This window comes from Halogeometricum rufum (genome assembly GCF_900112175.1).
Lineage (GTDB): Archaea > Halobacteriota > Halobacteria > Halobacteriales > Haloferacaceae > Halogeometricum > Halogeometricum rufum.
Map to the genome: position 1 here is coordinate 466,934 of NZ_FOYT01000001.1, position 11,960 is coordinate 478,893.

An 11,960-nucleotide genomic window follows, 5' to 3' on the forward strand; every position below is an offset into this window, starting at 1 on the left:
CTGCTTACGCGTCGGTTTCGACGGGGACTTCGACCTCGGTGCCTTCGCTTGCGTCGGCCTCGTCGTCTTCGTCGGCGTCGGGGACCCGCGCGATGGTGGTGATGGCCTTCGGACTGCCCGGGTAGGCCTGCTGGATGTGGTGTTCGATGTCGACGAAGCCCGCCTCCTCGAACATCCGCTGGGCCTCGTTCTCGTCGTAGAACAGCATGATGGCGTCGGCGACGCGTTGGAACAGGCCGCTCTCGGGGTAGTCCGGTCCGACGACGAGCACGCGGTGGCCGGGTTTGACGACGCGTCTGAACTCCTCGAGGGCGTCGACCGGGTTCGGCCAGTACTCGATGGAGCCCGAGGACCAGAGGACGTCGAACGCGTCGTCTTTGAACGGCAGGCGCTCGGCGTCGCCGCGGTAGAACGTCACCTCGTCCTCGTCGAACTTCTCGAACGCCTTCTGCATCTGGTGGATGCTCTGGTCGAGTCCGTGGACGTCGTCGGAGTAGCGCAGGAGTCCCTCGGTGGCGAACCCGGTCCCGCAGCCCACGTCGAGGACGCGGTCGTCGGGCTGGATGCCGAGCAGTTCCAGCGCTTCGTCGCGCATCTCCTCGTTCCAGATGTAGGGGTTTATCCGGTCGTACACCTTCGAGAGGTACTTGTAGAACAGCCGGGCCCGTGACTTGTTCTCGAGGACTCCCATGGGCGCGAGGTTAGGACTGGGCGGTCATAACCGTGCGGATTTGGACCGCTACGACCGAACGCGGGGACGACGGCGCCACGAGAGGTTTCCGCAAACACCTTATACGCAGGTAGTGCAACGTTTCGATGATACGAGTATGCCGAGACCAGAGGTTCTCGAACGGATAAAGACGGCCGAATCCGACGCCGACGACATCGTCGCCGAAGCAGAAGCCGACCGCGAGGAGCGAATCGCGGAGGCGCGACGGGAGGCCGAAGAGATCCGTCAAGAAGCCGAAGAGGAGGCAAGTGAGTACGAGTCCGAGCGTCTCGCCGAAGCTCGCGAAGAGATAGAGGAGGAGCGAGAGGCGATACTCGAAGACGGCGAGCAGGCCCGGAACCGCCTCGTCAGCGACGCCGAAGCCAACACCGAGGAGGCGGTCGAGTACGCCATCGACCAGTTCGAGGAGGCGGTGCATGCTCAGACCTGAGCAAATGAGTAAGGTCTCGGTGACCGGGTCCAAGCGCGTGATGGACCCGGTGGTCGAGACGGTCCACGACCTGAACCTGCTTCACGTGACGGAGTACGACAACTCGTGGGAGGGGTTCTCCCCCGGCGACCCGGTCGAAGGGGCCGAGAGCGCCTCCGACAAGCTCGTCACCGTCCGTTCGCTCGAGAGCATCCTCGACGTCGACGAGGAAGACGCGGGTCCGACCCGAATCGTCACCGACGACGCGCTCGAAGCCGAACTGGAGGAGATTCGGACGGAGGTCAACGAACTCGACGACGAACGGCAACGGCTCCGCCAGCAGCTCCGTGACCTCGAAGAGCGCATCGGCACGATGGAGCCGTTCGAGGACCTCGGCATCGACCTCGACCTCCTGTCGGGGTACGACACGATCGACGTCGCCGTCGGCTACGGCAAGCGCGACGTCGTCGAACGCGCCGTCGTCGACGCCGACGACCTCGTCGACTACGAGATATACTCGGGCGACCAGACGATGGCCGTGTTCGCGCGGCCGACCGACGACGCCGACGACTCCGCACTCACCGACGCGCTCGTCAGCGCGGACTTCACCTCGCTGGAGGTGCCCGACGCCGAGGGCAGCCCGGAAGAGTACGTCCGCGAACTCGAACACGAGAAACAGCAGGTCCGCTCGGAACTGGAGTCCGTCGAGGACAAACTGGAGAACACGAAGCTCGACGCGGCGGGCTTCCTGCTCGCGGCCGAGGAGAAACTGTCCATCGACGTGCAGAAGACCGAAGCGCCGCTCTCCTTCGCCACGACGGAGAACGCGTTCATCGCCGAGGGGTGGATTCCCTCGGCGCGCTTCACCGAGTTCAAGAGCGCGCTCAAAGAGGACATCGGCGAGCACGTTCAGGTCGAAGAACTCGAACGCGCGACGTTCTCGAAGGACGGCACCGACCACGTCCGCGAGCAACCCGCCGGCGGCAACGGCGGCACGCCCGCCGCGGCGGACGGCGGCGAGGCGCGTGCCGACGGCGGAGCGGTCGTGATGGACGACGACGACCCGCCGACGATTCAGGACAACCCCGGCGCGGTCAAGCCGTTCGAGGTTCTCGTGCAGGCGGTCAGCCGACCGAGCTACTACGAGTTCGACCCGACGGTCATCCTGTTCCTCACGTTCCCGGCGTTCTTCGGGTTCATGATCGGTGACCTCGGCTACGGGCTCATCTACACCGCCATCGGCTACTTCCTCTACACGAGCTTCGACGACCGCCCGGCGTTCAAGAGCATGGGCGGCATCACCATCGCGGCCGGCCTGTTCACGACGCTGTTCGGCATCCTGTACGGCGAAATCTTCGGGCTGCACCTCATCGCCTCGTACTTCTGGGAGGGCGTCGTCGGCCTCTCGCACGCCCCCATCGAGAAGGGCCTGTCGCCGGCCACCTCCGAGTGGGCGCTGGGATGGCTCGTCGTGAGCGTCGTCCTCGGCATCATCCACCTGAATATCGGGTGGATATTCGACTTCTTCGAGAACCTCGAACTCCACGACGCCAAGCACGCCGTCTACGAGAGCGGTTCGTGGCTGCTGATGCTGAACGGCCTATGGGTCTGGATCTTCTCGGACGTCATCTCCGGGACCGCTCCCGAGTTCCTCTACACGACGTTTTCGGCGGAGGGCGTCCTGCCACTTGGGTTCGCGGGCTTCTCGGCCACCGTCGGCTGGGTCGGCTTCGGCGTGTTCGTCCTCGGCGTGGTTCTGCTCGCCATCGGCGAACCCATCGAAGTCGTCGAGTTCCTCAACGTCCTCGTGAACGTCCTGTCGTACACGCGTATCGCCGCGGTGCTGCTGGCGAAGGCGGGGATGGCCTTCACGGTCAACCTGCTGTTCTTCGGTGTGTACGTCGACTCCAAGGGCGGCTGGCACTTCGGTCTCGGCGGCATGCCGCAGGTCGGGGAGATGTACCACGGCTACGAAGTCGTCGACGTGCTGTTCGGCGGCCTCGTCCACGGCGGCGCGGCGACGGTCCTCGTCGGACTGCTCGTCCTCGTCATCGGTCACCTCCTCGTGCTCGCACTCGGCGTGACTAGCGCCGGCCTGCAGGCCGTGCGTCTCGAGTACGTCGAGTTCTTCAACAAGTTCTACGAGGGCGGCGGCCGCGACTACGAACCGTTCGGCTACGACCGGAAGTTCACCACCGAGGACTGAACGACCGGCCGCGGCCGCGGTTTCCGGCCCCGTTCGATGTCTCTGTCGCGCGCGCTTTCTCACACGACCGGTCTCCGCTCACGCACCACCTCGACATGGTGCGACCCGTAACGCGCCGGACGAAATGAGGCCGCGATGTTCGCCGCAACTCGGTTTCTTTTTATTCGTCCGGTGAGAAATCGTGAGGCGCAGGATTTTTGCCACAATCTCGGGGATAGGACCCCCCTTCTCGGCGTTTTTCCGAATCGGTTTGGGAAGCTTTATGAGATGCCCCCGGCCACATAGGCTTGTTCGGAGACGAATCCGGTACTAAGAGGACGTAAACACAACATGCTCGAAAACATCCTACTACAGTCCCAGTCGTCTGGCCCGGCAATCACCGCACCTGCGGCCGCCGCTCTCGCGGTCGGCCTCGCCGCCTTCGGCGCGGGGTACGCAGAGCGCGGTATCGGTGCTGCCGCGATGGGGGCCATCGCCGAGGACGAAAGCCTCTTCGTCAACGGTCTCATCCTGACCGTCCTGCCGGAGACTCTCGTCATCCTCGCGCTGGTCGTCGTGTTCATCGTCTAAAGCACCCTCTCCCTTTCAATCAATGAGTTTGGATAACGTCGTCGAAGACATCCGAGACGAAGCCCGCGCGCGTGCGGAGGAAATTCGAGAGGGCGGAGAGCAGCGCGCTCAGGAGATCATCGAGGAGGCGGAGTCCGACGCGGAGGACCTCCTCGAATCGCGCACGACCGACGTCGAACGTCAGGTCGAACAGGAGCGCGAACAGGCACTCTCCAGCGCAAAGCTCGAGGCGAAGCAGAAACGCCTCGAGGCCCGTCGCGACGTCCTCCAGGACGTGCGCGAACAGGTCGAGGAGGAACTCGCCTCCCTCTCCGGTGACCGACGCGAAACGCTCACCCGCTCGCTGCTCGAAGACGCGGCCGACGAGTTCGACGCCGACGCCGACGTCGTCGTCCACGGCCGCGCGGCAGACAAAGCGCTCATCGAGGACATCCTCGAGGAGTACGACGGCTACGAGTACGGAGACAGTTACGACTGCCTCGGCGGCGTCGTCGTCGAGAGCCAGCAGTCCCGCGTTCGGGTGAACAACACGTTCGACTCCGTCCTTGAGAGCGTCTGGGAGGACAATCTCAAGGAAGTGAGTTCCCGACTGTTCGACCAATGAGTGCTGAATCCGGCTCCAACCCCGAGTACGTGACCGCTCGCGTCAAAGCGCGTCGAAGCAAGCTGTTCAGCGACGACGACTACCGAAAGCTGGTGCGGATGGGGCCGGCCGAAATCGCCCGCTTCATGGAGGAGTCGGAGTACGAAGAGGAGATAAACGCGCTCGGCTCGCGGTACTCGGGCGTCGACCTCATCGAGTACTCCCTGAACCGAAACCTCGCGAAGCAGTTCAACGACATCCTCAGGTGGGCGGACGGTCGGCTGTACGACCTCATCGCCCGCTACCTGCGGAAGTTCGACGCGTGGAACGCGAAGACCGTCATCCGCGGCATCTACTCGGAGGCCGACCGCGAGGACGTCGACTCCGACCTCATCCGCGCGGGCGAGTTCGGCGACCGCTTCCTCGACCGGCTGCTCGACGCGACGAGCGTCGAGGAAGTCGTCGACAGGCTCGACGGCACGATGTTCGACGCGGGGCTCGAACAGGCGTACGAGGACTACGAGGAGACGGACGTGCTCGTTCCGCTCGAGAACGCCATCGACCGCGCCTACTACGAGAACCTGCTCGAAGGGCTCGTGGTCGACGAGGCGACCGAGCAGTACCGCGAGTACCTCGAAGCGGAGATCGACTTCCGGAACGCCCGGAACGCGCTCCGCCTCGCGCGCAGCGGCGCGGACATCGACCCCGCCGACTACTTCATCGAGGGCGGGTCGCTGTTCAACGCCTCGGAACTGGTGGCGCTCGCACAGAACACCGACGAACTCGTCACGAAGATTCGCGACTCGAAGTACGGCAACGAACTCTCGGCGGCGCTCGACGAACTCGAAGCGGTGAACAGCCTCATCGGGTTCGAGCGCGCGCTCGAAGCGGCGTTGCTGGAGTACGCGGACAGCCTCGGATACGTGTTCCCGCTGTCGGTGAGTCCGGTCATCTCGTACATCCTCGCAAAGGAGCAAGAGGTGGACAACATCCGGGCCATCGCCCGCGGCCGCGAAGCGGGGCTGACGGAAGACGAGATAGAGGAGGAGTTGGTCATCCAATGAGTCAGGAGATCGCCGTCATCGGCAGTCCGGACTTCACGACCGGCTTCCGCCTCGCGGGGGTTCGGAAGTTCGAGAACGTGCCCGACGAATCGAAGGACGAACAGCTCGACGAGGCCGTCACCCGGACGCTGGAGGACGAGGGCGTCGGCATCATCGTGATGCACGACGGTGACCTCGACCACCTCTCCCGGCAGGTCCGCGAGTCCGTCGAGACCAGCATCGAACCGACGCTGGTCACTCTCGGCGGCGGCGCGGGCGCTGGCGGCCTCAGAGACCAGATCAAACGTGCCATCGGTATCGACCTGATGGATGAGGACGAAGACTAACATGAGTCAGACACAAGAGTCCGTCCGCGAGGACGGCATTATCGCAAGCGTGAGTGGTCCCGTCGTGACCGCCCGTGACCTCGACGCCCGGATGAACGACGTCGTCTACGTCGGCGACGAAGGGCTGATGGGCGAAGTCATCGAGATAGAGGGCGACATCACGACGATTCAGGTGTACGAGGAGACGTCCGGCGTCGGTCCCGGCGAACCCGTCGAGAACACGGGCGACCCGCTGACCGTCGACCTCGGTCCCGGTCTGCTGGACACCATCTACGACGGCGTCCAGCGTCCGCTGGACGTCCTCGAAGAGAAGATGGGCAGTCCATACCTCGACCGCGGTGTCGACGCACCGGGTATCGAACTCGACAAGGAGTGGGGCTTCGAGCCCGAAGTCTCCGAGGGCGACGTCGTCGAACCCGGCGACGTCGTCGGCGTCGTCGAGGAGACGGTCACCATCGACCACAAGGTCATGGTGCCGCCGGACTTCGAGGGCGGCGAGGTGTCCGAGGCCCACTCGGGCGACTTCACCGTCACCGATACCGTCGTGACGCTCGACAACGGCGAGGAGATTCAGATGCGTCAGGAGTGGCCGGTCCGCGAGGCCCGTCCTTCCGAGACGAAGAAGACGCCCCGGACGCCGCTGGTGTCCGGTCAGCGCATCCTCGACGGCCTGTTCCCCATCGCGAAAGGCGGGACGGCCGCCATCCCCGGTCCGTTCGGGTCGGGCAAGACCGTCACGCAGCACCAACTCGCCAAGTACGCCGACGCGGACATCATCGTCTACGTCGGCTGTGGCGAACGCGGCAACGAGATGACGGAGGTCATCGACGACTTCCCGGAACTCGAAGACCCCTCGACGGGCAACCCGCTCATGGCCCGGACGTCGCTCATCGCGAACACGTCCAACATGCCCGTGGCGGCCCGCGAGTCCTGCGTGTACACGGGTATCACCATCGCGGAGTTCTACCGCGACATGGGGTACGACGTGGCGCTGATGGCCGACTCCACCTCCCGGTGGGCCGAGGCCATGCGCGAAATCTCCTCGCGACTGGAGGAGATGCCCGGTGAGGAGGGCTATCCGGCCTACCTCGCCGCGCGCCTCTCGCAGTTCTACGAGCGCGCCGGGTACTTCGAGAACATCAACGGCACGGAGGGGTCCGTCTCCGCCATCGGGGCCGTCTCCCCGCCGGGCGGCGACTTCTCCGAGCCGGTGACGCAGAACACCCTGCGCATCGTGAAGACGTTCTGGGCGCTGGACGCCGACCTCGCCGAACGTCGGCACTTCCCCTCGATCAACTGGAACGAGTCGTACTCGCTGTACACCGACCAGCTCGACCCGTGGTTCCAGGAGAACGTCGCCGACGACTGGCCCGAGGAGCGCCAGTGGGCCGTCGACGTGCTCGACGAGGAGTCCGAACTGCAGGAGATCGTTCAGCTCGTCGGGAAGGACGCCCTGCCGGAGGACCAGCAGTTGACGCTCGACGTGGCGAAGTACCTCCGCGAGGCGTACCTGCAGCAGAACGCGTTCCACCCGGTGGACACCTACTGTCCGCCGCAGAAGACGTACCTCATGCTCACGACCATCCACACCTACAACGACGAGGCGTTCAAGGCGCTGCAAGCCGGTGTGCCGGTCGAGGAGATCATCGACGTGGAGGCGCTCCCGCGCATCAACCGCATCGGTGTCCAAGAGGACTACGAGGAGTACGTCGCGGAACTCAAAGACGAAATAACCGAACAGCTCCGGGAGCTGTACTAAGATGAAAGAGTATCAGACCATCTCCGAGATCAGCGGTCCGCTGGTGTTCGCCGAAGTCGACGAGCCGATCGGTTACGACGAGATCGTCGAAATCGAGACGCCGGAGGGCGAGATCAAGCGGGGTCAGATTCTCGAATCCTCGGAGGGCGTCGTCGCCATCCAGGTGTTCGAGGGGACGACCGGTATCGACAAGAACGCGTCCGTCCGCTTCCTGGGCGAGACGATGAAGATGCCCGTCACCGAGGACCTCCTCGGACGGGTCCTCGACGGTTCGGGCCAGCCCATCGACGGCGGTCCCGAAATCGTCCCCGACGAGCGACACGACATCGTCGGCGCGGCCATCAACCCCTACTCCCGCGAGTATCCCGAGGAGTTCATCCAGACGGGCGTCTCCGCCGTGGACGGCATGAACACGCTCGTCCGCGGGCAGAAGCTGCCCATCTTCTCGGGGTCGGGGCTGCCGCACAACGACCTCGCGCTCCAGATCGCCCGTCAGGCGACGGTGCCCGAGGAGGCGGCCGAGGAGGGCGAGGACGCCTCGGAGTTCGCCGTCATCTTCGGCGCGATGGGGATCACGGCCGAGGAGGCCAACGAGTTCATGGACGACTTCGAGCGAACCGGTGCGCTGGAGCGCTCCGTGGTCTTCATGAACCTCGCGGACGACCCCGCCGTCGAGCGGACGGTCACGCCGCGGATGGCGCTCACGACGGCCGAGTACCTCGCGTTCGAGAAGGACTACCACGTGCTCGTCATCCTGACGGACATGACCAACTACTGCGAGGCGCTGCGCGAAATCGGCGCCGCGCGTGAGGAGGTCCCGGGTCGCCGTGGCTACCCCGGATACATGTACACCGACCTGGCGCAACTGTACGAGCGCGCCGGTCGAATCGAGGGTCGTGAGGGGTCCGTCACGCAGATTCCCATCCTCACGATGCCCGGCGACGACGACACCCACCCCATCCCGGACCTGACCGGGTACATCACCGAGGGGCAGATATACGTCGACCGCGACCTCAACAGTCAGGGCGTCCAGCCCCCGGTCAACGTGCTGCCAAGCCTCTCGCGCCTGATGGACGACGGTATCGGCGAGGGCCTGACCCGCGCCGACCACGCCGACGTCTCCGACCAGATGTACGCCGCGTACGCCGAGGGTGAGGACCTCCGCGACCTGGTGAACATCGTCGGTCGCGAGGCCCTGTCGGAACGCGACAACAAGTACCTCGACTTCGCCGACCGCTTCGAGGACGAGTTCGTCGATCAGGGCTTCAACACGAACCGCTCCATCGACGACACGCTCGAAATCGGCTGGGACCTCCTGTCGATGCTACCGAAAGAGGAACTCAACCGCGTGGACGAGGACCTCATCGAGGAGCACTACCGCGACGGCGAGTCCGCCGAAGAAGTCACCGCCGACTGAGACGGACGGCCGTCGTGCGACCGTCTCCCTTCTTCCGTTATTCGACCGCGAGCGGCGTCGCTGCGCGCAACCGATAACCGTTCTGCGGCCGTGCAGGCTGGTATGTCAGACGAACGCAGTCCGCGCCTCCTCGTCGCCGTGCACGAGGACGACCTGTTCGACCGAGTCGAACGGCGGCTTCGGTCGACGCTCGACGCCGACATCGCCCGGTGGAACGCCGGCGTCGACGCGACCGTCGTCGACTCGTTCGACTGCGTGGTGGTCGCCGACGACCTGCCCGACGCCGACCCCGGGGCCGTCGTCGCCGCCGCCGGCGACGTTCCCGTCGTCGCACTCCTCAGGCCCGACGGCGACCACTCCGCCGAGTCCGTTCTCGCGGCGGGCGCCGCCGACGTCGTCCTCGTCACCGAGACGAACCTGTTCGAACGGTTGGGTCGTCGGGTGGCGAGCGTCCTCGCGTGGCGCGAGGACCGCGCCGCGGCGGAGCGACGGGTGACGGAGGACCTCAAGGAACGGGCGATGGACGAGGCGCCCGTCGGCATCACCATCGCGGACGCCTCGCTCCCCGACGACCCCCTCGTGTACGTCAACGACGCCTTCGAGTCGCTGACCGGGTACGACGAGTCGGAGGCGCTGGGTCGCAACTGCCGGTACCTGCAGGGACCGGGGACGGACGCCGAACCGGTCGCCGAACTCCGCCGCGCGGTCGACGCCGAGGAGAGCGCGTCGGTCGAACTGCTGAACTACCGGCGCGACGGCGAGACGTTCTGGAACCGGGTCGACATCGCCCCCGTCTACGACGCCGACGGCGACCTGAGCCACTACGTCGGCTTTCAGACGGACGTCACCGACCGCGTCCGGGCCGAACGGGCCGCCGAACACTACGCCGCGGTGGCGGACCGCGAACGGACGCGCCTCCGGGGACTCGTCGACCAGGTGGAGAATCTCCTCGTCGACGTGACGGAGGTTCTCGTGCGCGCGGAGACGCGCGCGCAACTCGAACGTGAGGTGTGCGAACGGGTCGCCGCCTCGCCCTCGTACGCCTGCGCGTGGGTCGGCGACTGCGACCTCTCGCCGGACGCCGTGGTGCCGAAGGAGTGGGCTGGCGAGGCCGCCGCCGCCGTCGTCGGACTCCGCGTGGACCGACAGGCGGTCGACGACCCCGTCGCTCGCGCGGTGGCGACCCGGTCCGTGCAGACGCTGTCGGACCCCGAGGGGCGGTTCCACGGCGACGTCGTCCTCCCGTTCGGCAGCGTCGTCGCCGTGCCGTTAGTGCACTCGGACACGCTGTACGGCGTCCTCACGGTGTACCGCGAGGGCGAGGCCCCCGGGGAACCCGAACGGGTGGCGCTGGAGGCACTGGGAAGCGCCGTCGCCGCCGCCATCGACGCGTTCGAGAGTCGTCGGACGCTCGTCACGGACAGTCGCCTCGAACTTCGGATACAGGTCGCGGACGCGAGCGCCCCGCTGGCGCGCCTCGCGCAGGCGAACGAGTGTTCGCTGCGGTACCGGGGCTCCGTCGCCCGCGACGACGGGACGGTGCTGCTGTTCGTCTCGCCGACGCCGGCGGACGCCGAACTCGTCGCCGACGACGTTCCCGGCGTCCAGCGTGTCAGTCGCCTCGAACGCGGCGGCGGTGACGCCCTCGCTGAGGTCCACCTCGATTCGGGGTCGCTGCTGTCGCTGGTCGCCGAACGCGGCGCGCGCCTGACCGACCTCTCGGTCACCGAGGCCGGAACGGTCGAACTCGTCGTGACCGTCACCGACCGGTCGGCGGGGCGGACGCTCATCGACGAACTGTCGGCCGTCGCCGCCGGCGTCAGACTGGACGCGGTTCGGGAACGCGCGGGGCCGGCGGCGACGCCGCGGGAGTTCGTCTCGATGGTCGAGGACGAACTGACCGAGCGACAGCGGACGGCGCTCCAACTGGCACACCTCGGCGGGTTCTTCGAGTGGCCGCACGGCACCTCGGGCGACGAACTCGCGGCGTCGATGGACATCTCCCGGTCGACGTTCCACCAGCACCTCCGGGCGGCAGAACGGAAACTCGTCGCCGCATTTTACCGGGAAACACCCAACTAGTTGGGTACACTCGCCTTACTGTTCGATGCCCAACTATAGGACGTAGTATGGCAACACCAGGCAGCGAAGCGATATGGCTGTGGATAGGCACGGCGGGGATGTTCGCGGGGACGTTGTACTTCGTCGCCCGCGGGTGGGGCGTCACCGACCCGAAACAGCAGTTGTTCTATATCCTGAGTATCTTCATCACCACCATCGCGACCGTCTCGTACTTCATGATGGCGACGGGGTTCGGCCTGACGCAGGTCGAAGTGGGCGGCGTGATGCTGGACATCTACTGGGCGCGATACGCCGACTGGATGTTCACCACGCCGTTGCTGTTGCTCGACCTCGCCCTGTTGGCGGGGGCGAGCCGTAACACGATGTACACGCTCGTCGGCCTCGACGTGCTGATGATCGCGACCGGAGCCATCGCAGCATTCACCGCGTCGGCACCCATCCGCATCGTGTGGTGGGGCGTCAGCACCGCACTGCTGCTGTTCCTCCTCTACTTCCTCGTGAAGGCGCTGAACGACGCGGCCGACCAGCAGACCGAGTCGGTCCGCAGTCTGACCACGACGTTGCGCAACATGCTCATCGTGCTGTGGTTGGCCTACCCGGTCGTCTGGATACTGGGTACCGAGGGGACGCTCGGAATCCTCCCCCTGTACTACGAGACGGCCGCGTTCATGGTGCTGGACCTCGTGGCGAAGGTCGGATTCGGCTTCGTCCTCCTGCGGAGTCACAGCGTGCTCGACCAGGTCGGGCAGGCGACCCCCGCCGCCTCCCCGGCGGACGACTGAGTCGTCCGCGCGGGCGAACATTCAATAGTTAT

General features: G+C 65.9%; 11 protein-coding genes. 10 read left to right on the top strand and 1 reads right to left on the bottom strand.

Going from position 1 to position 11,960, the window contains the following annotated elements; all coding sequences use genetic code 11:
- Window positions 1-4: 4 nt before the first annotated feature.
- On the bottom strand, window positions 5-691 hold the full coding sequence (locus tag BM310_RS02395; RefSeq protein ID WP_089804256.1) for a methyltransferase domain-containing protein: 687 nt from the start codon (window positions 689-691) through the stop codon (window positions 5-7).
- 136 nt (window positions 692-827) lie between these two features.
- Between BM310_RS02395 and ahaH the strand changes: the two genes are divergently transcribed.
- The 10 genes from ahaH (at window position 828) to BM310_RS02445 (ending at window position 11,928) form a co-directional block, all read left to right on the top strand.
- A complete protein-coding gene (gene ahaH, locus BM310_RS02400) occupies window positions 828-1,160 on the top strand; it encodes an ATP synthase archaeal subunit H (protein WP_089804258.1) in 333 nt (110 codons plus the stop codon).
- Window positions 1,147-3,345, top strand: coding sequence for a V-type ATP synthase subunit I (locus tag BM310_RS02405; protein WP_089804261.1), 2,199 nt, complete (start codon window positions 1,147-1,149; stop codon window positions 3,343-3,345). The genes ahaH and BM310_RS02405 overlap by 14 nt, the downstream gene beginning before the upstream one ends.
- Window positions 3,346-3,675: 330 nt before the next feature.
- Window positions 3,676-3,915 (top strand): hypothetical protein, encoded by a 240-nt coding sequence (locus tag BM310_RS02410; RefSeq protein ID WP_089804263.1) that lies wholly within the window; start codon window positions 3,676-3,678, stop codon window positions 3,913-3,915.
- Between the two features lie 22 nt (window positions 3,916-3,937).
- Window positions 3,938-4,519, top strand: a complete 582-nt coding sequence (locus tag BM310_RS02415) for a V-type ATP synthase subunit E (RefSeq protein ID WP_089804265.1) — start codon at window positions 3,938-3,940, stop codon at window positions 4,517-4,519.
- Window positions 4,516-5,562 carry a V-type ATP synthase subunit C gene (locus BM310_RS02420; protein WP_089804267.1) on the top strand — a complete coding sequence of 349 codons (1,047 nt, stop codon included), beginning with the start codon at window positions 4,516-4,518 and terminating at the stop codon, window positions 5,560-5,562. Before BM310_RS02415 ends, BM310_RS02420 begins: the two co-directional genes overlap by 4 nt.
- Window positions 5,559-5,888, top strand: coding sequence for a V-type ATP synthase subunit F (locus BM310_RS02425; RefSeq protein ID WP_089804269.1), 330 nt, complete (start codon window positions 5,559-5,561; stop codon window positions 5,886-5,888). The genes BM310_RS02420 and BM310_RS02425 overlap by 4 nt, the downstream gene beginning before the upstream one ends.
- 1 nt (window position 5,889) lies before the next feature.
- Window positions 5,890-7,647 (top strand): ATP synthase subunit A, encoded by a 1,758-nt coding sequence (locus BM310_RS02430; RefSeq protein WP_089804271.1) that lies wholly within the window; start codon window positions 5,890-5,892, stop codon window positions 7,645-7,647.
- A 1-nt stretch (window position 7,648) separates the two neighbouring features.
- Window positions 7,649-9,064 carry an ATP synthase subunit B gene (locus BM310_RS02435; protein ID WP_089804273.1) on the top strand — a complete coding sequence of 472 codons (1,416 nt, stop codon included), beginning with the start codon at window positions 7,649-7,651 and terminating at the stop codon, window positions 9,062-9,064.
- A gap of 102 nt (window positions 9,065-9,166) precedes the next feature.
- Window positions 9,167-11,146 carry a bacterio-opsin activator domain-containing protein gene (locus BM310_RS02440; RefSeq protein WP_089804275.1) on the top strand — a complete coding sequence of 660 codons (1,980 nt, stop codon included), beginning with the start codon at window positions 9,167-9,169 and terminating at the stop codon, window positions 11,144-11,146.
- A 47-nt stretch (window positions 11,147-11,193) separates the two neighbouring features.
- A complete protein-coding gene (locus BM310_RS02445) occupies window positions 11,194-11,928 on the top strand; it encodes a bacteriorhodopsin (RefSeq protein WP_089804277.1) in 735 nt (244 codons plus the stop codon).
- Window positions 11,929-11,960 lie beyond the last annotated feature (32 nt).